The following is a 22,003-nucleotide window of genomic DNA, read 5'->3' as shown; positions in this document are numbered from 1 at the left end:
AATTGAATTTCTTCTCGTCACACATAAAATAAATATGCTAATATAATGAAAAGTATGAATTTCAATTAATGACGCCTCATGGAGGTGTCTTTTTTAATATTTAGGCATTACTTGATGAATATTGAACATATTATTTATAAACCACAATAATAAAATAGTGAAAAGGGAGGGTATTTATGAAAAATTTGATAAACAAGCATTATAAAAACATTATATTCTGTTTAATTGGTACATTCATAAATGCGATTGGCGTAAACTGTTTTTTACTTGGATCAAACCTAGGTGATGGCGGCACAGTAGGGATATCATTATCTCTTATGTATGCATTCGGTTTATCGCCAGCGTGGACCTCATTTATTATCAATACCGTTGTCGTATTTGTAGGGTGGAAATTTTTAAGTAAAACGGTAGCGGTCTACACCGTTATTTCCAACACTGCGTTGTCTCTATTTTTACATTTAACTGAAAATATTAATCTAGGTGTAGATAATTTTGTTATTAATTCTTTATTTGGGGGCGCTGTGATTGGTATCGGTGCAGGGCTAGTAATTTCTACTGGTAGTACACTGGGTGGTACATCAGTCATTGCGAAAATTGTAAATAAATATTCCGAGATCAAAACGTCACAAGGTATTTTTATACTAGATGCGCTCGTTGTTCTTTCATTCTTAATGGTACTACCATTAGAAAATGTGCTGTTTACGATTATTATGTTATTTGTTACGGAACGTGCCACGTCCTTCATTATCGAAGGTTTCAATCCGAAAAAAGCAGTTACAGTGATTTCTAGCAAAAGTGATTTAATTAGTGATAAAATCAATGCGTTTACCGGTAGAGGGTCAACCATATTAACTGGTAAAGGTGGTTATGGAAAGTCAGAAACACATATGTTGTACGTCGTTGTACCGCAATCACAAGTTACAAGAGTCAAGAAACTGGTAAATGAAGTGGATGAAAATGCATTCCTAGTGATTCACGATGTACGTGATGTTTTAGGCAGTACCTTTATAAATATGAATTAAGAGGCAAAAAAAAAACGATATTTCGGTTTCAATACCGAAATATCGTTTCTTTAATGTTAAGTTTAATTAAGTCCCATCAACAATAATTAAAGTTGAATTAGGGCTTTAGAAGTTCACTATTTATCTAATTGATCAATAGCGTATTGCGCTTGTTCGTCCGTGAATCGTTCAATATCTGATGTTAATTTATTGTATATTGCATCGTTTGACATATCCTGTGTATCAGCATAATCTTTAGCTTTTTCGAGAGCATTCTTTTTATAATTCGCTTTTAAATTATCTACTGCGTATTGTGCATCTGATTCTTTAAAACCATCAGCTTCAGACGTTAATTGATTATAGATGCCATCTTTTGACATGTGCATAACGTTCGAATAGGTTTTCGCTTTATTTAATGCAGATTTTTCTTCTCTAGAAGCACTACTGTTGTTTGAATTGTTTGATGAATTATCATTAGTGTCTACGTTGCCTAGGTTTGCAGTACATGCTGAGATGCCTATAATGATAATTACTAACAAAATTAAACAACCGCAACCAGATCCACAACCCCAAAACCAACCTTTACTAATTTTTTCGATTTTTGTTGATTTTGATGCGCTTGGTATTCTATCCACTGCGCATCACTAATTTGCTTGTCTGCCAATGTCTCATTTCCCCTTTGTAAAATAATCTAATCTTTACAAGTGTATCAAATGATTGTAAATTTAAAATGAATTTTGTATTACTAATTATCTTTACGTTTATATATTGTTCAATATAAAAAGCGTGAATTTTGTGTATATATTAAGAATTGATTTTTAAGTATCTCATTTAGATAAGGATGTATTTTTAATAATTAAGATAATTTGGTACTTAATATCATAATCAGTGTGGAAAATTACATTTCTCAGTGTAATCCATTTTTTATTAATAGAATTTTAAAAAATGAAAAAATCAGATCGAGAATCATTTTTTGATGTCTCGGTCTGATTGATTGTACAAGTAGGGGATGACTTAAGTAGGAATATAAAATACATGAGATTGAACTCGTGTGCGCATTATATTGGTTATCTTCCCTTTTTAATTTGAAAAGTATACTTTTATTACTTATTAGTCCCCTCGAAGGGAATCGAACCCCTATCTTAAGAACCGGAATCTTACGTGTTATCCATTACACTACGAGGGGGTAAAGACGCATTAATATAAGTGTACAAATCTTAACGAAAACGGTCAATAAGAATAATTCAACTTTCATAAAATTTTTGAGCGTTATTTTTTGACCATGTTTGACTTTTAGGTTAAAATAAGTTTATCAGTTAGAAATAAGGAGGCAATATTAATGAATTTAATACCTACAGTAATTGAAACAACAAACCGTGGGGAACGTGCATATGACATTTACTCACGTTTATTAAAAGACCGTATTATAATGTTAGGTTCTCAAATCGATGATAATGTAGCAAACTCTATTGTTTCTCAATTATTATTCTTACAAGCACAAGATGCAGAAAAAGATATCTATCTTTATATCAATTCACCAGGTGGTAGTGTAACTGCTGGTTTCGCTATTTACGATACAATCCAACACATCAAACCAGATGTACAAACAATTTGTATCGGTATGGCTGCATCAATGGGGTCATTCTTACTTGCAGCAGGTGCAAAAGGTAAACGTTTTGCATTACCAAACGCTGAAGTAATGATCCACCAACCATTAGGTGGCGCGCAAGGACAAGCGACTGAAATTGAAATTGCTGCTAATCATATTCTTAAAACACGTGCTAAATTAAACCAAATTTTAGCTGAACGTACTGGTCAATCAATTGAAAAAATTGAGCAAGATACAGATCGTGATAATTTCTTATCAGCTGAAGAAGCTAAAGACTATGGTCTTGTTGACCAAGTTATGGTACCAGAATCATAAGATTTAATTTCATTAAAAAAGCCAAGCTACATAATTAGTAGCTTGGCTTTTCTATTTATCTCACATTATGAATTGTTATTAACTTTAAGTCTACGATAGTTGTGCCAAATTAATTTAATGGCTACAAATGTTACACAGATACCACTTATTACCAATATTGATGATATAAATAGCATAGTTAAATTTTGTTCAAAAGCACAGATACCATTAATTAATAATAACAATCCAGCGATAAATAATAAGGCATGTGTTAATCGATCTGTCTTCATGATTCATTTCGCTTCCTATTCACTTAATGTACTAAATCTTCGAGTGCGATTTTTAAATCAGGGTATTTAAATTTGAAATGAGTTGCTTGTAATTTATTAGGTATTACTTTTTGTGTATCGAGCACAACAGTCGACATTTGACCTAAAGCTAATCTAATGGCTAACGATGGGACCCATGTATGATGAGGGCGATGAGAAACGCGTGCAAGTGTATACCCAAACATGTTTTGATGTTCTACAATCGGTGCAGTAAAGTTAAATACACCTCGTGCACTTTCCGTATTGATAGTATGGAGCAAGGCTCTCACTAAATCATCTATATGAATCCAAGAATACCATTGTCTTCCTGAACCTAATTTTCCACCAAGATAAAAGTCATAAGGCAATTTCATCATTGGTAGTGCGCCGCCATCATTAGACAAGACCATTCCAAACCGACCAATAACGACACGCGTACCAAGCGTTTCAAATTGGCGAGCCATTCTTTCCCATTGATATACGACTTCCGATAAAAAATCAAAAGGAAGTGTTTTATATAATTCAGTATACGTACGATATAAGTCTGGTTTATAGTAACCAACAGCACTCGCATTGAATAATACTTCTGGTTTATGTTTACGATTTTGAAATAATTCGAATAAAGCTTGTGTAGCTTGTATACGACTTAGCATAATGGTTTGTTTATAGGATTTAGTCCATCGTTTATTTAAACTAGCACCTGCAAGGTTAATGACGATATCGATATCAGGTATTTCATTTTCCCAATTTGATTGAGACCAATTGACGTAGGAAATCTTAGGGTGTGATGAAGTCATATCCTGTCTAGTTAAAATCGTTATATGCGCATCACTTTGTATGATAGCTTTAACTAATTGCGATCCTATCATACCTGTACCACCTGTAATTAAATAATGTTTCATTTTATCACCTCATAATTTAGTAATGCCTAATGTTGGAATGATTAGAGAGAATCAATCGAATCACATTTGAAGGTCATAATTTTTTCATTGTTTGTTCAATAATATGTCATTTACTCGTATTAAGAACTATTTAAAATAAAGAGCATTCATTTTATAATTGAGATACCTTCGATATTAATTAATCATCTCTTAATTATTTCGAGTATACCCCATAATATACTAACGAAGGTAAAATTTTGACTCCCTTTAGTAGTGGCCTGTACGCATTGCGTATAGGCCTATATTTATATGTTAACGCAATTTGCTTTGTGTAACTATCTTTTTACATTTAAGTCAAAACATTTTATAAGGATATGAAGGTCGTTATGCCCTATAAAGTAAGTATAGAAATTATTCCAGTGGCTATGAATAACAAAATAATAATCATCATAAAGAAGGGGAAGCGCTTTTTATCTCGGTCTTTTGATTCGTAATGATCGTTATCGATCATAATTTGACGCAGACCTCTTTTTTGAGATGATTTTTGCTCCACTAATTCATCAAATGGATCATGCTTTTTCAATTTTAGAACACATCCTGTTATATTAATGTTATAGCTTATTCATATTAATAATAAAAATTTACAAAAGTATTGAAAACGAAGATTACTATAGATCAATATTAAACTATAGTATTAAATTTTAAGTTATATATGTATTTTACTATACATATGTCGTTAAGATAACATCTAGGTTAAAAAATAGTTAATGAGTTTAATTAATAAATGAAATAGTGTAAAATATACATTTGTTATTGAAAGCATGCGCATAAATGAAAACAAATGTTATGATATAAATTGAAGTGAGGGGAGCATATGCCAAACCATAATCCGAACAACAAGAAAATGAGTGGTTTTGCGAAAATTGTAAGTGGATTAATCGTATTATTATTAGTAGGTGGATTAATTTTTGCTATTTTTGCATTTGTAGATCATTCAAACAAAGCGAATGAACGTTTAGCAGATCAGAAACAAGAAGAAAAAGATAAGAAAGAAAAACAGAAGACAAAAGAAGAAAAAGACAAAAAAGATAAAGAGAAATCTACACAAGAGTCTCAACAAACACAACAAACGCAGCAAACAGTTCAAACGCAACAACAAACACAGCAAACGCAACAGACGCAGCAAACACAACAGCCAGCAACGACTGAGCCTCGTACAACAGAAGAAAAATCACCTGAAAAAACGAAAGAAGCTACCACAGAAGAAAAAACAACTGAAGAACGTTCTACTGAAGAAAAAACACGTGAGCCTTCAACAGAAGAAAAAACAACCGAGGAGAAAACTTCTGAACCTTCAACGGAAGAAAAAACATCTGAACCATCGACTGAAGAGAAAAAACCAGAACCATCAACTCAACAAAGAAGTTCTCAAAATAATACACAAGAAAGATCAGCACAAAGCAACAATAATGGTTCAAGTACCAATGAACGCTCAAGCGAGTCATCTTCAGAAGATGACTAAATATAATTAATAGGACTGCGAAATCGATGTTAATCATATGATTTCAAGGTCCTATTTTTATAGCGTTAAAAACACGTGTTATACGGTTTGTTTTATAGTATTTAAGCACACAGACTAAAATAAGAAATTTAATAAGAAAGTAATGAGTGAGGATAATAGTATGAGTGTGATACAACCGCTAAGACAACCAAAAGGTCCACAGCCACATCCTATGTTTTTAGAATAGTGAAATGTTTGATTTGAATGCGAATGATCTGGTTGTTTAGGATTTTTGAAATAATCTTCATCTTTATAACGTCGATCGTTTGGATCAATGACTTCTGGATGATCGTTCTGTGACATGTATTTTCCTCCCAATTGATAATCTATACTTTTATTTTATAGATTAAAGATAATAGAAGCAATGATTCTACAAGTGTATTTAAGCCGCTATCATAAGTGGGTGGTTACTAATTTTTAAGAATCGGAAAATATAATGATTTATGATTAGTAAATGATTAATCGGGTAATACAACAATGCAAGACATTTTAGAGGAACGAATAGAATATATAAAGGTAATAAGTAAAAATTAAGAGAAGTGTATTTCTCTTGCAATTTCAAATCGATAGTAGTATTATTGCAAATATAAGAGGTTATATTTTTTTGTCCCGCTAGGGACGTAAAAAGTCAACCTATGGTTGGAACTTGACCCTTTATAATGAAACGGAGGAGGATAGTAGTGAATGATTTGATAAAAGTTCAACAAAAACTTGTGCCAGAACTTGTTGAAAAAATGTATCGACGTTTTTCAATTCTCACTACTATTGCTAAGCACCAACCCGTAGGTAGACGTAGCTTAAGTGAATATATGGATTTAACTGAACGTGTATTACGTACAGAAACAGACACATTGAAGCAACAAGAACTAATCAAGGTTAAGCCAACAGGCATGGAAATCACTGAAGAAGGTGAAGCAACTGTTCGTCAGCTAAATAGTTATTTTAATGTTTTTTCTGATGACCATCATCTTTCACAGTTGATTAAGGAACAATATGACATTAAAGACGTCTATGTGATACCAGGTGATTCTGAAACTGATAAAGCAGTAAAAATCGAACTATCACGACAGGCAGGACAGTTGGTTGAAGATGTTCTTTATGATCATGCCATTGTAGCAGTCACTGGTGGGTCTACGATGGCCTACGTGAGTGAGGCAATGCATAAACAGCCACATGATGTTTTCTTTGTTCCAGCAAGAGGCGGACTGGGTGAAAATGTTGTATATCAAGCAAATACCATTGCAGCGAGTATGGCACAACAAACGAATGGTGATTATACGACATTATATGTCCCAGATAATGTGAGTGAAACGACATACAATACACTTATGTTAGAGCCTTCAGTTATTCACACCCTAGAAAAAATTAGAGAATCCAATATTACAATCCACGGCATTGGTGATGCGCTGAAGATGGCGCGAAGACGTCAATCACCAAACGAAGTTATAGAAAAACTTCAACATCACAATGCCTCGGGAGAAGCATTTGGATATTATTTCGATGATCAAGGCGATATCGTCCATAAAGTGAAAACAATTGGACTACAATTAGAAGACCTTGAATCGAAAAAGTTTATATTTGCTGTAGCTGGGGGTAAATCTAAAGGAGAAGCAATTAAAGCTTACCTTTCTATTGCTCCAAAAAACACTGTATTAATTACAGACGAAGGTGCAGCAAGTGCAATCGTAAATAACAGTAATAAAAAGTGATTACACTTTTTAAATATCATTTTTAAAGGAGGCCATTTTAATGGCAGTAAAAGTAGCAATTAATGGTTTTGGTAGAATTGGTCGTTTAGCATTCAGAAGAATTCAAAACGTTGACGGAATCGACGTAGTAGCAGTAAACGATTTAACAGATGACGAAATGTTAGCTCATTTATTAAAATATGATACTATGCAAGGACGCTTCACAGGAGAAGTTGAAGTAGAAAAAGACGGTTTCCGCGTAAACGGACAAGAAGTAAAATCATTCTCTGAGCCTGAACCAAGTAAATTACCTTGGAAAGACTTAGACATCGATGTTGTATTAGAATGTACTGGTTTCTTCGCTGATAAAGAAAAAGCAGAAGCACACATCAATGCAGGTGCTAAAAAAGTATTAATCTCTGCACCAGCTACAGGCGATTTAAAAACAATCGTTTATAATACAAACCACCAAGAATTAGACGGTTCAGAAACTGTTGTTTCAGGTGCTTCATGTACTACTAACTCATTAGCTCCTGTTGCTAAAGTGTTAAATGATGACTTCGGTTTAGTAGAAGGTTTCATGACTACTATACACGCATACACTGGTGACCAAAGCACACAAGATGCACCACACAGAAAAGGCGACAAACGTCGTGCGCGTGCAGCTGCTGAAAACATCATCCCTAACTCAACTGGTGCTGCTAAAGCAATTGGCTTAGTAATTCCTGAAATTGATGGTAAATTAGATGGAGGAGCGCAACGTGTTCCTGTTGCAACTGGTTCATTAACTGAATTAACAGTTGTTTTAGAAAAAAATGTAAGCATTGAAGATGTAAATGCTGCAATGAAAAATGCTTCAAACGAATCATTCGGTTACACAGAAGACGAAATCGTATCTTCAGACGTAATCGGTATGACTTATGGTTCATTATTTGATGCAACACAAACTCGTGTAATGACTGTTGGCGACCGTCAATTAGTTAAAGTAGCAGCTTGGTACGATAACGAAATGTCTTACACTTCACAATTAGTACGTACATTAGAACACTTAGCAACTCAAGCTAAATAATTTGATGTAAAAATGAATTTAACAACTTTAATGTGCTGTTAAATTTAAACAATAAGCTTAGGAGTAAGCGGGGAGCACAACGCTTCTCCGCTTATTTTAATTTGTTGTTCCATTTAGAGGAGGAAGCTTACATGGCTAAAAAAATTGTAACTGACTTAGAATTAAAAGGTAAAACTGTACTTGTTCGCGCAGATTTTAACGTGCCGATGAAAGATGGAGAAATCACTGACGACAACCGTATCGTTCAAGCTTTACCAACAATTAAATACATCATTGAACAAGGTGGAAAAGTTGTATTATTTTCACATCTAGGTAAAGTGAAAGAAGAAAGTGATAAAGCAGCATTAACTTTAAAACCTGTTGCTAATGCATTAACAGAAAAATTAGGTGAAGAAGTTACTTTTGTACCTGAAACACGTGGAGAAACACTAGAACAATCTGTCAAAGATCTTAATGAAGGCGATGTTTTACTAGTTGAAAATACACGTTTTGAAGATGTAGACGGCAAAAAAGAATCTAAAAATGATCCTGAATTAGGAAAATACTGGGCTTCACTTGGCGATGTATTTGTAAATGATGCATTTGGTACTGCGCATCGTGAGCACGCTTCAAATGTGGGTATTGCATCTAATTTAGAAACAGTTGCAGGATTCTTAATGGAAAAAGAAATTAAATATATCGGTGGCGTAGTTGAAAACCCTGATAAACCTGTAGTTGCAATTCTAGGTGGTGCCAAAGTTTCTGACAAAATTGGCGTTATCACAAACTTATTGAAGATTGCTGACAAAGTACTGATCGGTGGCGGCATGTCATATACGTTCTTTAAAGCACAAGGTAAAGAAATTGGTTTATCTTTATTAGAAAAAGATAAAGTTGATTTTGCAAAAGAATTATTAGACCGTGCAGGCGATCAAATCGTCTTACCAGTTGATTGTAAAGTTGCAAAAGAATTCTCAAATGACGCTGAAATCACTGAGGTTTCTGTTGATGATATCCCAGCAGACCAAGAAGCTATGGATATTGGACCAAAATCAGTTGAATTATTTAAAGAACAATTACAAGGTGCGCATACGGTAGTATGGAATGGACCAATGGGCGTATTTGAATTAAGTAATTTTGCTAAAGGTACAATCGGCGTTTGTGAAGCAATCGCTGAATTAAAAGACGCTAATACAATTATTGGTGGTGGAGATTCAGCAGCTGCAGCTATTTCATTAGGTTATGGTGATGACTTCAGTCACATTTCTACTGGTGGCGGTGCATCATTAGAATACCTTGAAGGTAAAGAACTACCAGGTGTAGTAGCAATCGCAAACAAATAAGCGCACGACTAAAAACAGCTATCCATGATTATCAGTGGCAACACATTTAATCATAAATTACTAATAGGAGTGTAATATAATGAGAAAACCAATTATCGCAGGTAACTGGAAGATGAATAAAACAGTTAAAGAAGCAAAAGATTTTATCAATGAATTACCAACATTACCTGATACAAAAGAAGTAGAATCAGTAATTTGTGCACCAACAATTCAATTAGATGCATTAGTTACTTTAGTAAATGATGGTAAAGCACAAGGCTTACAAATCGGTGCTCAAAATGCTTACTTTGAAGATAACGGCGCATTCACTGGTGAAACATCTCCAGTTGCATTAGCAGACCTAGGCGTTAAATATGTCGTTATCGGACATTCTGAACGTCGTGAAATCTTCCATGAAACAGATGAAGAAATTAACAAAAAAGCACACGCTATTTTCAATCACGGTATGACACCAATCGTTTGTGTAGGTGAAACAGATGAAGAGCGTGAAAGTGGTAAAGCTAATGAAGTTGTTGGCAACCAAGTTAAAAAAGCTGTAGAGGGTTTATCTGAAGCACAATTACAACAACTTGTGATTGCTTACGAACCAATCTGGGCAATCGGTACTGGTAAATCATCAACTGCTAAAGATGCAAATGAAATGTGTGCATTTGTAAGACAAACAGTTGCAGAATTATCAAGTCAAACTGTAGCTGACGCAACACGTATTCAATATGGTGGTAGTGTGAAACCTAACAACATTAAAGAATACATGGCAGAATCAGACATTGATGGTGCACTTGTAGGCGGCGCATCACTTAAAGTGGATGATTTTGTACAATTGTTAGAAGGTGCAAAATAATATGGCTAAACAACCAACTGCATTAATTATTTTAGATGGTTTTGCAAACAGAGAGAGCGAACACGGTAATGCTGTGAAACTAGCTAATAAACCTAACTTTGATCGTTATTACAGTAAGTATCCAACTACTCAAATCGAAGCTAGTGGTTTAGATGTTGGACTTCCAGAAGGTCAAATGGGTAATTCAGAAGTTGGGCATATGAACATTGGCGCTGGACGTGTCGTTTATCAAAGTTTAACGCGTATCAATAAATCTATTGAAGACGGCGATTTCTTTGAAAATGATGTATTAAACAATGCAATCAATCATGTTAAGAAAAATGATTCAGTGCTACATGTTTTTGGTTTATTATCAGATGGTGGCGTACACAGCCATTACAAACACCTTTTCGCGTTATTAGATTTAGCTAAAAAACAAGGTTTAGAAAAAGTATATGTTCATGCCTTTTTAGATGGACGTGACGTTGATCAAAAATCAGCATTAAAATATATTGAAGAAACTGAAGCGAAGTTTAAAGAACTAGGTATTGGTCAATTCGCATCTGTATCAGGTCGTTATTACGCAATGGATCGTGACAAACGTTGGGACAGAGAAGAAAAAGCATACAATGCTATCCGCAATTTTGGTGGAACAACATTCGAATCTGCTAAAGCAGGTGTCAAAGCGAATTACGATAAAGATTTAACAGATGAATTTGTTGAACCATTTATCGTCCAAGACCAAAACGAAGGTGTCAATGATGGCGATGCAGTCATCTTTTATAACTTCCGTCCTGACAGAGCTGGACAACTTTCTGAAATATTTACTGATAAAGCATTCGAAGGCTTTAAAGTAGAACAAATCAACGACTTATTTTATGCAACGTTTACTAAATATAATGATAACGTGAATGCAGATATTGTTTTTGAAAAAGTTGATTTAACGAATACAATCGGTGAAGTTGCACAAGATAACGGACTTAAACAATTACGTATTGCTGAAACAGAAAAATTCCCTCACGTGACTTATTTCATGAGTGGTGGTCGTAATGAAGAATTTGAAGGTGAACGTCGTCGTTTAATCGATTCACCTAAAGTCGCAACCTATGACCTTAAACCTGAAATGAGCGCATATGAAGTTAAAGATGCTTTAATTGAAGAATTAAATAAAGGTGACTTAGATTTAATTCTTTTAAACTTTGCTAACCCAGACATGGTTGGACACAGTGGTATGTTAGAACCAACAATTAAAGCAATTGAAGCCGTGGACGAATGTCTAGGCGAAGTTGTTGATAAAATTACTGAAATGGGCGGTCATGCAATCATTACTGCCGATCACGGTAATTCAGACATGGTCCTTACAGATGATGATCAACCAATGACTACGCATACGACAAACCCAGTTCCAGTCATTGTGACAAAAGATGGCGTTACTTTACGTGAAACGGGTCGTCTTGGTGATTTAGCACCAACATTATTAGATTTATTAAATGTAGATCAACCAGAAGATATGACTGGTGAATCACTCATTAATCACTAATCAAAGTTTGATCGCTTTGAGCAAGATTGAGAAGCTAACGATTTCGAAATTGAGATATTTTCATTAAAATGGTTAGTTGCTTATAAACAACACAAGAGAATTAAATTACTTTGTATTTATAGTATTTAAAGCTATAATGAAGATGAAATTTAATATTTCTAAACTACTTATTTATAAAGGAGATTATAAACATGCCAATTATTACAGATGTTTACGCTCGCGAAGTCCTTGACTCTCGTGGTAACCCAACAGTTGAAGTAGAAGTATTAACAGAAAGTGGTGCATTCGGACGTGCATTAGTACCATCAGGTGCTTCTACTGGTGAACATGAAGCAGTAGAATTACGTGACGGAGATAAATCACGTTACTTAGGTAAAGGTGTAACGAAAGCAGTTGACAACGTTAACGAAATTATTGCACCAGAGCTTATTGAAGGTGAATTTTCAGTATTAGAACAAGTTTCAATCGATAAAATGATGATCCAATTAGACGGTACTGAAAACAAAGGTAAATTAGGTGCTAACGCTATTCTTGGTGTTTCTATTGCAGTAGCTCGTGCAGCAGCTGATTTATTAGGACAACCACTTTACAAATACTTAGGTGGATTTAATGGTAAACAATTACCAGTACCAATGATGAACATCGTTAACGGCGGTTCTCACTCTGATGCTCCTATCGCATTCCAAGAATTTATGGTGTTGCCAGTAGGCGCTGAATCATTCAAAGAATCATTACGTTGGGGAGCAGAAATCTTCCACAACTTAAAATCAATCCTTAAAAATCGTGGTTTAGAAACAGCAGTAGGTGACGAAGGTGGTTTCGCTCCTAAATTCGAAGGTACTGAAGATGCTGTTGAAACAATCTTAGAAGCTATTAAAGCCGTTGGTTTAGAGCCAGGTAAAGATGTATTCTTAGGCTTCGACTGTGCTTCTTCTGAATTCTTTGAAGATGGTGTATACAACTACGCTAAATTCGAAGGTGAAAATGGTGCGAAACGTTCAGCTGAAGAACAAGTTGATTACCTTGAAGAATTAGTTAACAAATACCCAATTATCACTATCGAAGACGGTATGGACGAAAATGACTGGGATGGTTGGAAAGTATTAACTGATCGTATCGGTGATAAAGTACAATTAGTTGGTGACGATTTGTTCGTTACAAACACAGTTAAATTATCTGAAGGTATTGAAAAAGGTATCGGTAACTCAATCTTAATCAAAGTTAACCAAATCGGTACATTAACTGAAACATTTGACGCTATCGAAATGGCTCAAAAAGCTGGCTACACAGCAGTTGTATCTCACCGTTCTGGTGAAACAGAAGATACTACAATTTCTGACATTGCAGTTGCTACAAATGCAGGTCAAATTAAAACAGGTTCATTATCAAGAACTGACCGTATTGCGAAATATAACCAATTATTACGCATTGAAGATGAATTATACGAAACTGGCAAGTTCGACGGACTTAAATCTTTCTATAACTTATCTAAATAATACAGCATAAAAAATTTAAGAGTTCACGCGCTAAACGCAGATTATTGAGGATCTGTGTTAAACTGCCAACAAAGTCTCCGATTTTGTTGGCAGTTTTTTTGTGCTCTTTTTTGTACTCGCTTTTCTTGGATACAGATACGGCCCGTAGTCTTCGGCTAGTGTTTTCATGCTCGAGTCGATCCAAATTACTGCCTAATAAGTTAATAAATAAATTAAAAAGTAATGGTTCTTATCGTTTATTCTGTGGTACTTAGACTTTTATATTTGAAGTATCATATTGCTGTTCTAATAGGCAATCCATAGAGCCACTGCCCACAGTCCGACTTGCTCATTTTAAAAAGTATAAATTTATTGAGACAAATACATAAATCATACGAAGCGAATGAACTCGGCGTGTTACTTTATAATGATGATTAACTTAAATTGTTCATCTTTTACAATTAAACTGATATAATTAAAGATGTAAAATAAAGAAGGAGTCTTAACGAATTATGGAAGTAAAACCTAAGTCTAAAGAAATTAAAACGGCTCATCTGATTGCATATAGTTCAGTCATCATTGCGATTCTTTATGTTATACATTTATTCGTAGTTTTAGATGATAGTGTTATTAAACAACTATTATCAAATAGCGGACAGACAACATCTGAAAATGCTGTGGGTACAATTAAAAATAGTTTCCAATTTACAGGAATAATGTATATTTTTGCGAATTTAGCAGGTGTCTTCGCAATCTGGAACAGACATACCTATTTATGGTGGTTTATGTTTGCGGTATTCGTATCACAAATATTGTATAATTTAATTAACATTAGTGCAGTTTATGGCGCGATATTAGATATCAAATCTAGCGTGAATATCATTCCTTTAACACTGGTACTCGTTTTATCATTTGTGTTAGCTGTTTATATGTTAATTGTTTCGATTAAACGTAAAAGCACGTTCAATAGATAGAAGTTTGCTAAAGACGACAAACGTATGATATAATGCGTTTCGTATATAATGAATGGAGGACAATTTTCATGCATACATTAATAATGGTACTTTTGATTTTAGATTGTATTGCATTAGTAACTGTTGTATTACTCCAAGAAGGTAAAAGTAATGGACTTTCAGGCGCAATTAGTGGTGGCGCCGAGCAGTTATTTGGTAAACAAAAGCAACGCGGTATTGATTTATTCTTGCATAGATTAACAATTGTATTGTCTGTCATTTTCTTCTTGTTAATGTTAGGCATAAGTTATTTTGGTTTATAAGGTCCGACAATGTTAAAGTCGGGCTTTTTTATTTATAATAGTTAATATAGCTTTTAAAAATAATTGAGATAAATAAAAGATGAATTTAAATAAACGACACGTACTAAAGCATAAGCGAAAGGATTGAAACACAATGCAGATTAAACTTCCAGAACCATTCTTCTTTGAAGAAGGTAATAGAGCTGTGTTACTGTTACATGGCTTTACAGGGAATTCCTCAGATGTGAGACAATTAGGGCGTTACTTGCAGAAGAAAGGCTACACATCGTATGCACCACAATATGAAGGACATGCAGCACCACCTGAAGAAATATTAAGTTCAAGTCCATTTGTATGGTTTAAAGATGCACTAGATGGCTATGATTTCTTAGTAGACAAAGGTTATGATGAAATCGTTGTTGCAGGATTGTCACTTGGTGGATGTTATGCGTTGAAATTAAGCTTAAACAGAGATGTAAAGGGTATTATAACAATGTGTTCACCTATGTACATTAAGACGGAAGGGTCTATGTTTAACGGTGTTCTAGAATATGCGCGTAATTTTAAAAAGTATGAAGGTAAAGATGAAGCTACCATTGAAAAAGAAATGACAAACTTTAAACCTACAGACACTTTAAAAGAGTTACAAGGACAAATACAGGATGTCAGAGATCACATAGATGAAGTAATGGATCCATTATTAGTTGTCCAAGCAGAACAAGATCAAATGATTAATACAGATTCTGCAAATGTTATATACAATGAGAGCGAATCTGATGAAAAAGATATCAAATGGTATGCGAATTCAGGACATGTCATTACAATTGATAAAGAAAAAGAATTAGTATTCGAAGACGTATACAATTTCTTAGAATCATTAGATTGGTCGAATTAAAAATTTAGAAGTATTTAAAAATAGAAAGGAGGGGCATAATGAATTTAAAGCAATCCATTGAAGAAATAATTAAACAACCAGATTATGAACCCATGTCTGTGTCTGATTTTCAAGATGCATTAGGTTTAAATAGTGCCGACTCATTTAGAGATTTAATCAAGGTGCTTGTTGAATTAGAACAAACAGGTTTGATTCAACGTACAAAAACAGATAGATATCAACGTAAAGCATCTAACAATGCCAAACAATCCAAATTAATCAAAGGTAAGTTAAGTCAAAATAAAAAAGGTTTTGCTTTCTTACGTCCTGAAGAAGAGGATATGGATGACATTTTCATCCCACCAACGAAAATCAATAGAGCCATGGATGGTGATACTGTCCTTGTGGAAGTACATCAATCTAAAGGTGAACACAAAGGGAAATTAGAAGGCGAAGTTAAGACGATTGAAACACATTCAGTCACACAAGTCGTTGGTACTTATAGTGAAGCACGTCACTTCGGCTTTGTATTACCAGATGATAAACGTATTATGCAAGACATCTTTATTCCTAAAGGTCAAAATTTAGGTGCAGTAGATGGACATAAAGTACTCGTACAAATTACGAAATACGCAGATGGTACAGATAATCCTGAAGGTATCGTATCGGCAATTTTAGGCCATAAGAATGACCCAGGTGTAGATATTCTATCTATCATCTATCAACATGGTATCGAAATTGAATTCCCTGACAATGTGCTCGCAGAAGCTGAAGCAGTACCAGATCATATCGAGCCATCACAAATTGAAGGTCGTCGCGATTTGCGCGATGAACTAACGATTACCATTGATGGTGCAGATGCTAAAGACTTAGATGACGCGATTAGTGTTAAAAAGTTAAGCAATGGTCATACACAATTAACAGTCAGTATAGCTGATGTAAGTTACTATGTAACTGAAGATTCAGCGCTTGATAAAGAAGCATACAGTCGTGCAACAAGTGTCTACTTAGTAGACCGAGTGATACCGATGATTCCACACCGTCTAAGTAATGGTATATGTTCATTAAACCCGCAAGTGGACCGACTTACATTAAGTTGCCAAATGGAAATAGATGAACGTGGCGATGTTGTTGGCCATGAAATCTTTGATAGTGTGATTCATTCTAATTATCGTATGACATACGATGAAGTAAATGAAATTATTACTGATCAAAATACGGAAACACGTAATCAATATAGTGAAATCACACCGATGTTAGATTTAGCGCAAGATTTATCTCAGCGCTTAATCCATATGAGAAGACGTCGTGGTGAAATCGATTTTGATATTAATGAGGCTAAAGTACTTGTTAATGAAGAAGGTATCCCAACGGATGTAGAAATGAGACAACGTGGTGAAGGCGAACGCTTAATTGAATCATTTATGTTAGCGGCTAATGAAACTATCGCGGAACATTTTGATCGTTTAGAAGTACCATTTATCTATCGTGTCCATGAACAACCTAAATCAGAGCGCTTACGTCAATTCTTTGATTTCGTGACTAATTTTGGATTAATGATTAAAGGTACAGGTGAAGATATTCACCCGTCTACTTTACAAAAAATTCAACAAGAAGTTGAAGGTCAACCAGAACAAATGGTGATTTCAACGATGATGTTACGTTCAATGCAACAAGCACGTTATGATGATGTGAACTTAGGACACTTTGGCTTATCAGCTGAATACTATACACATTTCACGTCACCTATACGTAGATATCCCGATTTAATTGTTCATAGATTAATTCGCAAATATATTATTGAACAATCCATGGACAGAAAAGAAAGAAATAAATGGGAAGCATTGTTACCTGAAATTGCTGAACATACGTCTCAAAGAGAACGTAGAGCAATCGAAGCAGAACGTGATACAGATGAATTGAAAAAAGCAGAATACATGGTGCAACATATTGGCGAAGAATTCGAAGGGATTATTAGTTCAGTTGCGAATTTCGGTATGTTTATTGAATTACCAAACACAATTGAAGGTATGGTGCATGTATCTAACATGACGGATGATTATTACCATTTTGATGAACGTCAAATGGCAATGATAGGTGAACGCCAAGCGAAAGTATTCCGCATCGGTGATCCTGTTCAAATTAAAGTCATTAACGTAGATGTTGATGAACGTATGATTGATTTCCAAATCGTCGGTATGCCAACACCAAATAGAGATCGCGGTCAAAGACCATCACGTGGTAAGACAATCCAAGCCAAACCACGTGGCAATTCATCAGATAAATCTAAAGATGATAAAAATGGTAAAGGCGGACGTGGACGTACTAAACAGAAACAACGTAAAGGTAAAAACAAACGTCAAAGCGACCAAAGTAAAGGCAACACAAAGCATAAACCATTTTATAAAGATAAAAATGTAAAAAATAAAGCACGTAAGAAGAAAAAATAACTCAACGAAGAGGTGAAACTCAATGCCAAAGAAAAAATCACCAGGAACACTAGCAGAAAATCGTAAAGCCAGACATGATTATAATATAGAAGATACGATTGAAGCGGGCATTGTGTTACAAGGAACAGAAATCAAGTCAATTCGTCGTGGTAGTGCAAACCTTAAAGATAGTTATGCGCAAGTGAATCGTGGCGAGATGTTTCTAAACAATATGCACATTGCGCCGTATGAAGAAGGTAACAGATTCAACCATGATCCACGACGTTCACGTAAGCTCTTACTACACAAACGTGAAATAGCGAAGTTAGGTGAGCGTACACGTGAAGTTGGCTACTCTATCGTACCTTTGAAACTCTATCTCAAACATGGGCACTGTAAGGTCTTACTTGGCGTTGCACGTGGTAAGAAAAAATACGACAAACGTCAAGCATTAAAAGAAAAAGCAGTACAACGTGATGTAGCTAGAGAGATGAAAGCCTGTTATTAAGCGGATATATTGCCAAAGATATGAATCTTTGGTAATATAATATGTGCTTTCTGAAAAAGCGCTGTAACAGATACAGCCTACCAGAAAGTACATTTAATATTATTCAGGGGGCGTTTTTGGATTCGACAGGGGTTCCATGAGCTAGTTAAGCGTGTCGGAGGGCTGTCTCCGTCACTAACACACACAGTTATAATAACTGGCAAAGAAAACAATAATTTCGCAGTAGCTGCGTAATAGCACTCTGCATCGCCTAACAGCATCTCCTATGTGCTGTTAACGCGATTCAACCTTTAGTAGGATACGCTAGGCACTGCCGTTTGAAGTCTGCCTAGAAGAGATGAATCAAACTAGCATAATGACGGATGTCTATCACCTCCCATTATGCGAAACTCATTGATAGACTACGCACGTAGAAGTGCTAGTATCAGAACCTCTGGACGCGGGTTCGAATCCCGCCGTCTCCACTATATAGTCTGCAACCCATGTGGTTGTAGGCTTTTTTATTTTTGGGTACACAAATAACAACTATTTTAAGATCAGTGAAAATTTATGATATATATGTATAATTTGGACGTAAGAGGGCAATTAAGACGATTGATAAGTTACAGGTAGATTTATATAAAGTGCATCATCATTAGTGTGTAGAACGCAATAAACAGCGTCAAAAAGAGAGTGAAGTTAAAATACAACAGATTATAAAGCTCACGTGGTGGGATGATAAGAAGTATACAGATGAAGTGATTGCTGATGTAATAGGTGTGAGTGAGTTAACATTAAGACATGCTAGAGAGGTTATATTAAAACGTGTTGCAAAGGCAGTAGAATATGTATGAAGTATGATAAAGCTACTGTTAAAGAATTTATATTAAACTACCACAAGACAATAGAGAATAACGATACACGTGATGAAGAAGTTGGTATTGATGAATTCTTTAATGTAAGTGATCAACCAGTAAATAACGTGATAGATAATAACAATTTTGAAGATGCGATATTTTTCAATGAATTAGAAACTATAGTAGAAAGAGTAGGGACGGATAAAGAGTTTTGTTTGTTCCTACTACTTTGTAAAGGCGTTAGTTATGAAAAGATAGGAAGTATATTTGATGTGAGGCACAACGAGTTAGGCAGATGTTTAATGCGTTGTTGGATAAGTTGGAATGAAAAAAGGGCTATTTTAAAGCCCTTTTTAAGTTACTATCTTTCATTAATTATGAAGTAAATGAATATAGTGATTATTATTAGCATAATCAAAGTACCAATAAATGGTACAGAGCTTAAAGATAATGTTGCAATGATAAAACCAATAGAAATTAATATTTGAAAAATCGCCGTAAGTGAAAAATCGCCCTTTAATATCAAATATGAGAAAAAAATAGTGGCACATAGTAATACTAAAGTAATAAAAATAAGACCTAAGATGCTTAAAGTTCCACTAAGATAACCGTCAACAAATAAATTTTTAACTTTTACTTTTGCACCATATTGAGAAACAAATGAATCAACAGTAGATTTCAAAGTAAAAAATAAAAAGACTGAAATAATCAGTGTAATAAAGTTCCAAGCACTTTTTTTAATATCTTCTAAAATTTCATCCAAGTAAATCCCTCCAAATATTTTTATAAATAATTTATCATAATACTCTAAAAATAAAATGTTATAATTCCTAAATGTTGTATTTTTTATTCTTAAATGTAATGTTTATTTATTAAAAAAACGATTGGGATATTAAAATGCACAAATATATGTTTGTTTAAAATCCAATCAAAAAAAAGAATTTTTGCAGCAATTCCTAGATCTATTATTTTATGGAGTATTATAGAGGGGAAGTAAAAATTAATATAAAATCATTAGAGCACAGGCACTTATGTGCTCGCCCTATTTTTTTATGGTATAATGTATTTACATATGAATCGCTAGCCTTTTCTCAAATATCTTTTTATATCCACCACCCACACATGTCACTGGGTGGTTATTTGATGATTTTATACGTAGGTAGTACGAAATGTTAAAAAATCTACAAAAATATCAAATTAAATGTTATGATTAAACCCCTACTACTGTCTCCTAAAAATTAAAAAAGGAGATTTAATATGATAAATATTATTTCAGCAATTGGATCACTAGGAACTTTTATTATGGCGTTATTTTATTTTGTATCGGTATCAGTTCAACTTTATCAAATGAAAATTAGTTTTATACCAGCTCTAGGGTTTAATCAAATCCTTTTAGAAAAAGATGAAAATAAAAATTTGAATTTAAGAAATACGACTTCAAATTCTGAAGAACACGAAGATTATTTAAAGTTATATAACCTTGGTGGAGGAGCTGCTAAAAACATAACTGTTGAAGTTATGTTAGGTAAAGATAACGTAATTCAAAAGAAATATATAAATATGTTACCTAGCAAAGAAAGCTATATGTTACCTATTAATAAAACTGTATTTGATGAATTGGATGATACTATTCAAAATAACGGTTACGAATCAGATATGAATATTAGGCTTACATATTATCACAATGTGAGTAGAAAGAAACAAGAAATATTATTAAAAGGTCATATTGATAGTTTTAATACTTATGAATATAAAGAGATATATGAACTACAATTTATATAACTTTTATAGCTATGATTTGTTTCCAATAAGAAAATTGGGGTATTTAACTATCAAGCGACGTGGAACGCTTAACAAACTGTAATAAATTAGCCTATCTGATTAGATAGGCTGTTTTTTTTATTTATTTAAAAACTCGTTGAGTATTGGATTATTATTTTCTTTTTCAACAACCACTGATAGATCCTCGGTTACTTCTTCTTTTATATCTATTACTTTTTCTTCTATTAAACTTTCGACTCGATTAGTTACTTCTTTTGTATTCCAACCCATTTTTTCAATTTCTTTTTTATAATCCATATGTATTCTCCTAGATTGTCTGATTTTATCTAACGATTAATTATAATTGGTTATAAGAAAAATAGATATTAAGTTGATTTATACGAACAAATGTTCTAAAATATTTATGAGGTGATTATATGATTCCAAATTTAGATTGGAATAAAAACTTTCAAGAATTTCAAGAAATATTAAATTCTGGTATTAATCCAGAGTGGTTGTACAATGCCAAAGCGAATATGATTTTAAATCCTGCATACACAGGAGAAGGTAAACAATTTTTCTTCACAAAAGATATTATAAAAGCTAGTAAAACGATTCCATTTTTTTGAGGTGATTATATGAAAGTAATAAATCCAAATGGACCAGATGAATATAAATACACAAGTGACTATCGAGAAATACCTAGCGAATACCTTAATCCATGTATACCCAAAGGACGTGGAATTGTTAAGTGGCAACCCTTTGTTATATA

The 22,003-nt window shown here is 33.9% G+C and carries 25 protein-coding genes, 1 tRNA gene, 1 other RNA gene and 1 pseudogene; 19 read left to right on the top strand and 9 right to left on the bottom strand.

What is annotated here, in order from left to right; translation table 11 throughout:
* The first annotated feature begins 176 nt into the window (after positions 1-176).
* Entirely contained in the window at positions 177-1,022 is an 846-nt protein-coding gene (locus ACP7BT_RS05255; RefSeq protein WP_002483891.1) for a YitT family protein, read from the top strand.
* A 116-nt stretch (positions 1,023-1,138) separates the two neighbouring features.
* Here ACP7BT_RS05255 and ACP7BT_RS05250 read toward each other — a convergent pair whose 3' ends face one another.
* From ACP7BT_RS05250 to ACP7BT_RS05240, 3 genes are all read right to left on the bottom strand, one after another.
* Positions 1,139-1,540 carry an Ltp family lipoprotein gene (locus ACP7BT_RS05250; protein WP_309474016.1) on the bottom strand — a complete coding sequence of 134 codons (402 nt, stop codon included), beginning with the start codon at positions 1,538-1,540 and terminating at the stop codon, positions 1,139-1,141.
* 2 nt (positions 1,541-1,542) lie between these two features.
* Positions 1,543-1,665, bottom strand: a complete 123-nt coding sequence (locus ACP7BT_RS05245) for a hypothetical protein (RefSeq protein ID WP_306505247.1) — start codon at positions 1,663-1,665, stop codon at positions 1,543-1,545.
* A gap of 450 nt (positions 1,666-2,115) precedes the next feature.
* A tRNA-Arg gene (locus ACP7BT_RS05240) sits at positions 2,116-2,187 on the bottom strand.
* Between the two features lie 153 nt (positions 2,188-2,340).
* Here ACP7BT_RS05240 and clpP point away from each other — a divergent pair.
* Positions 2,341-2,925, top strand: coding sequence for an ATP-dependent Clp endopeptidase proteolytic subunit ClpP (gene clpP, locus ACP7BT_RS05235; RefSeq protein WP_002483889.1), 585 nt, complete (start codon positions 2,341-2,343; stop codon positions 2,923-2,925).
* Between the two features lie 65 nt (positions 2,926-2,990).
* On the opposite strand, the gene ACP7BT_RS05230 is transcribed toward clpP, so the two are convergent.
* The 3 genes from ACP7BT_RS05230 to ACP7BT_RS05220 all read right to left on the bottom strand — a co-directional run bounded on the left by ACP7BT_RS05230 (position 2,991) and on the right by ACP7BT_RS05220 (position 4,676).
* Positions 2,991-3,194: a hypothetical protein gene (locus ACP7BT_RS05230; RefSeq protein WP_041079701.1), complete on the bottom strand. Its 204-nt coding sequence runs from the start codon at positions 3,192-3,194 to the stop codon at positions 2,991-2,993.
* 23 nt (positions 3,195-3,217) lie between these two features.
* The gene (locus tag ACP7BT_RS05225; protein WP_041079700.1) at positions 3,218-4,114 is read right to left on the bottom strand and encodes a TIGR01777 family oxidoreductase; all 897 of its coding nucleotides are present in this window, start codon (positions 4,112-4,114) and stop codon (positions 3,218-3,220) included.
* Positions 4,115-4,484: 370 nt separating this feature from the next.
* Positions 4,485-4,676 (bottom strand): hypothetical protein, encoded by a 192-nt coding sequence (locus tag ACP7BT_RS05220; protein WP_041079699.1) that lies wholly within the window; start codon positions 4,674-4,676, stop codon positions 4,485-4,487.
* Between the two features lie 291 nt (positions 4,677-4,967).
* Here ACP7BT_RS05220 and ACP7BT_RS05215 point away from each other — a divergent pair, with 291 nt between their 5' ends.
* Positions 4,968-5,615, top strand: coding sequence for a DUF4887 domain-containing protein (locus ACP7BT_RS05215; protein WP_041079698.1), 648 nt, complete (start codon positions 4,968-4,970; stop codon positions 5,613-5,615).
* Between the two features lie 114 nt (positions 5,616-5,729).
* Here ACP7BT_RS05215 and ACP7BT_RS05210 read toward each other — a convergent pair whose 3' ends face one another.
* Positions 5,730-5,957 (bottom strand): hypothetical protein, encoded by a 228-nt coding sequence (locus tag ACP7BT_RS05210; RefSeq protein WP_041079697.1) that lies wholly within the window; start codon positions 5,955-5,957, stop codon positions 5,730-5,732.
* 377 nt (positions 5,958-6,334) lie between these two features.
* Here ACP7BT_RS05210 and ACP7BT_RS05205 point away from each other — a divergent pair, with 377 nt between their 5' ends.
* The 13 genes from ACP7BT_RS05205 to ACP7BT_RS05145 all read left to right on the top strand — a co-directional run bounded on the left by ACP7BT_RS05205 (position 6,335) and on the right by ACP7BT_RS05145 (position 19,856).
* A complete protein-coding gene (locus tag ACP7BT_RS05205) occupies positions 6,335-7,363 on the top strand; it encodes a sugar-binding transcriptional regulator (RefSeq protein WP_041079696.1) in 1,029 nt (342 codons plus the stop codon).
* A gap of 40 nt (positions 7,364-7,403) precedes the next feature.
* A complete protein-coding gene (gap, locus tag ACP7BT_RS05200; RefSeq protein WP_011303589.1) occupies positions 7,404-8,411 on the top strand; it encodes a type I glyceraldehyde-3-phosphate dehydrogenase in 1,008 nt (335 codons plus the stop codon).
* 131 nt (positions 8,412-8,542) lie between these two features.
* On the top strand, positions 8,543-9,733 hold the full coding sequence (locus ACP7BT_RS05195) for a phosphoglycerate kinase (protein ID WP_011303588.1): 1,191 nt from the start codon (positions 8,543-8,545) through the stop codon (positions 9,731-9,733).
* A gap of 79 nt (positions 9,734-9,812) precedes the next feature.
* A complete protein-coding gene (tpiA, locus tag ACP7BT_RS05190; RefSeq protein ID WP_041079695.1) occupies positions 9,813-10,574 on the top strand; it encodes a triose-phosphate isomerase in 762 nt (253 codons plus the stop codon).
* Between the two features lies 1 nt (position 10,575).
* Positions 10,576-12,093 carry a 2,3-bisphosphoglycerate-independent phosphoglycerate mutase gene (gpmI, locus tag ACP7BT_RS05185; protein ID WP_041079694.1) on the top strand — a complete coding sequence of 506 codons (1,518 nt, stop codon included), beginning with the start codon at positions 10,576-10,578 and terminating at the stop codon, positions 12,091-12,093.
* Between the two features lie 191 nt (positions 12,094-12,284).
* A complete protein-coding gene (eno, locus tag ACP7BT_RS05180) occupies positions 12,285-13,589 on the top strand; it encodes a surface-displayed alpha-enolase (protein WP_011303585.1) in 1,305 nt (434 codons plus the stop codon).
* 491 nt (positions 13,590-14,080) lie between these two features.
* Complete coding sequence (locus tag ACP7BT_RS05175) at positions 14,081-14,542, top strand: hypothetical protein (RefSeq protein ID WP_041079693.1); 462 nt, start codon at positions 14,081-14,083, stop codon at positions 14,540-14,542.
* A 68-nt stretch (positions 14,543-14,610) separates the two neighbouring features.
* Entirely contained in the window at positions 14,611-14,844 is a 234-nt protein-coding gene (gene secG, locus ACP7BT_RS05170) for a preprotein translocase subunit SecG (protein ID WP_011303582.1), read from the top strand.
* A gap of 133 nt (positions 14,845-14,977) precedes the next feature.
* Positions 14,978-15,718 carry an alpha/beta hydrolase gene (locus tag ACP7BT_RS05165; protein WP_041079692.1) on the top strand — a complete coding sequence of 247 codons (741 nt, stop codon included), beginning with the start codon at positions 14,978-14,980 and terminating at the stop codon, positions 15,716-15,718.
* Positions 15,719-15,756: 38 nt separating this feature from the next.
* A complete protein-coding gene (rnr, locus tag ACP7BT_RS05160) occupies positions 15,757-18,147 on the top strand; it encodes a ribonuclease R (RefSeq protein WP_426303746.1) in 2,391 nt (796 codons plus the stop codon).
* A gap of 22 nt (positions 18,148-18,169) precedes the next feature.
* Complete coding sequence (gene smpB, locus ACP7BT_RS05155; protein ID WP_426303745.1) at positions 18,170-18,634, top strand: SsrA-binding protein SmpB; 465 nt, start codon at positions 18,170-18,172, stop codon at positions 18,632-18,634.
* Positions 18,635-18,740: 106 nt separating this feature from the next.
* Positions 18,741-19,101, top strand: a transfer-messenger RNA (tmRNA) gene (gene ssrA, locus ACP7BT_RS05150).
* Positions 19,102-19,463: 362 nt separating this feature from the next.
* Positions 19,464-19,856: a sigma-70 family RNA polymerase sigma factor gene (locus ACP7BT_RS05145; RefSeq protein WP_309474015.1), complete on the top strand. Its 393-nt coding sequence runs from the start codon at positions 19,464-19,466 to the stop codon at positions 19,854-19,856.
* Here ACP7BT_RS05145 and ACP7BT_RS05140 read toward each other — a convergent pair.
* Positions 19,832-20,233 carry a hypothetical protein gene (locus ACP7BT_RS05140; protein ID WP_041079672.1) on the bottom strand — a complete coding sequence of 134 codons (402 nt, stop codon included), beginning with the start codon at positions 20,231-20,233 and terminating at the stop codon, positions 19,832-19,834. The two genes, ACP7BT_RS05145 and ACP7BT_RS05140, sit on opposite strands and share 25 nt — an antisense overlap.
* 494 nt (positions 20,234-20,727) lie before the next feature.
* Here ACP7BT_RS05140 and ACP7BT_RS05135 point away from each other — a divergent pair, with 494 nt between their 5' ends.
* Complete coding sequence (locus ACP7BT_RS05135; protein ID WP_041079671.1) at positions 20,728-21,252, top strand: hypothetical protein; 525 nt, start codon at positions 20,728-20,730, stop codon at positions 21,250-21,252.
* Positions 21,253-21,369: 117 nt separating this feature from the next.
* Here the strand turns inward: ACP7BT_RS05135 and ACP7BT_RS05130 are convergent, their stop codons facing one another.
* The gene (locus ACP7BT_RS05130; protein WP_041079670.1) at positions 21,370-21,549 is read right to left on the bottom strand and encodes a hypothetical protein; all 180 of its coding nucleotides are present in this window, start codon (positions 21,547-21,549) and stop codon (positions 21,370-21,372) included.
* A 119-nt stretch (positions 21,550-21,668) separates the two neighbouring features.
* On the opposite strand from ACP7BT_RS05130, the gene ACP7BT_RS05125 reads away from it, so the two are divergent.
* Both ACP7BT_RS05125 and ACP7BT_RS05120 read left to right on the top strand, forming a co-directional pair.
* Complete coding sequence (locus ACP7BT_RS05125; protein WP_002455580.1) at positions 21,669-21,860, top strand: hypothetical protein; 192 nt, start codon at positions 21,669-21,671, stop codon at positions 21,858-21,860.
* Positions 21,861-21,869: 9 nt separating this feature from the next.
* Positions 21,870-21,995: pseudogene (locus ACP7BT_RS05120) on the top strand (YolD-like family protein); the annotation flags it as partial.
* Between the last annotated feature and the right edge of the window lie 8 nt (positions 21,996-22,003).

The sequence above is a fragment of the Staphylococcus sp. Y174-1 genome, from assembly GCF_049897865.1.
Lineage (GTDB): Bacteria > Bacillota > Bacilli > Staphylococcales > Staphylococcaceae > Staphylococcus > Staphylococcus saprophyticus.
This window is presented reverse-complemented; position numbering and strand designations above follow the sequence as displayed.

Bases quoted from the DNA above. Each gene is read 5' to 3' on its own strand.
- ACP7BT_RS05255 (WP_002483891.1), top strand. From the start codon at position 177: ATGAAAAATTTGATAAACAAGCATTATAAAAACATTATATTCTGTTTA.
- clpP (WP_002483889.1), top strand. From the start codon at position 2,341: ATGAATTTAATACCTACAGTAATTGAAACAACAAACCGTGGGGAACGT.
- ACP7BT_RS05230 (WP_041079701.1), bottom strand. From the start codon at position 3,194: ATGAAGACAGATCGATTAACACATGCCTTATTATTTATCGCTGGATTG.
- ACP7BT_RS05225 (WP_041079700.1), bottom strand. From the start codon at position 4,114: ATGAAACATTATTTAATTACAGGTGGTACAGGTATGATAGGATCGCAA.
- ACP7BT_RS05215 (WP_041079698.1), top strand. From the start codon at position 4,968: ATGCCAAACCATAATCCGAACAACAAGAAAATGAGTGGTTTTGCGAAA.
- ACP7BT_RS05210 (WP_041079697.1), bottom strand. From the start codon at position 5,957: ATGTCACAGAACGATCATCCAGAAGTCATTGATCCAAACGATCGACGT.
- gap (WP_011303589.1), top strand. From the start codon at position 7,404: ATGGCAGTAAAAGTAGCAATTAATGGTTTTGGTAGAATTGGTCGTTTA.
- ACP7BT_RS05195 (WP_011303588.1), top strand. From the start codon at position 8,543: ATGGCTAAAAAAATTGTAACTGACTTAGAATTAAAAGGTAAAACTGTA.
- tpiA (WP_041079695.1), top strand. From the start codon at position 9,813: ATGAGAAAACCAATTATCGCAGGTAACTGGAAGATGAATAAAACAGTT.
- gpmI (WP_041079694.1), top strand. From the start codon at position 10,576: ATGGCTAAACAACCAACTGCATTAATTATTTTAGATGGTTTTGCAAAC.
- eno (WP_011303585.1), top strand. From the start codon at position 12,285: ATGCCAATTATTACAGATGTTTACGCTCGCGAAGTCCTTGACTCTCGT.
- ACP7BT_RS05175 (WP_041079693.1), top strand. From the start codon at position 14,081: ATGGAAGTAAAACCTAAGTCTAAAGAAATTAAAACGGCTCATCTGATT.
- secG (WP_011303582.1), top strand. From the start codon at position 14,611: ATGCATACATTAATAATGGTACTTTTGATTTTAGATTGTATTGCATTA.
- ACP7BT_RS05165 (WP_041079692.1), top strand. From the start codon at position 14,978: ATGCAGATTAAACTTCCAGAACCATTCTTCTTTGAAGAAGGTAATAGA.
- rnr (WP_426303746.1), top strand. From the start codon at position 15,757: ATGAATTTAAAGCAATCCATTGAAGAAATAATTAAACAACCAGATTAT.
- smpB (WP_426303745.1), top strand. From the start codon at position 18,170: ATGCCAAAGAAAAAATCACCAGGAACACTAGCAGAAAATCGTAAAGCC.
- ACP7BT_RS05145 (WP_309474015.1), top strand. From the start codon at position 19,464: ATGAAGTATGATAAAGCTACTGTTAAAGAATTTATATTAAACTACCAC.
- ACP7BT_RS05135 (WP_041079671.1), top strand. From the start codon at position 20,728: ATGATAAATATTATTTCAGCAATTGGATCACTAGGAACTTTTATTATG.
- ACP7BT_RS05130 (WP_041079670.1), bottom strand. From the start codon at position 21,549: ATGGATTATAAAAAAGAAATTGAAAAAATGGGTTGGAATACAAAAGAA.
- ACP7BT_RS05125 (WP_002455580.1), top strand. From the start codon at position 21,669: ATGATTCCAAATTTAGATTGGAATAAAAACTTTCAAGAATTTCAAGAA.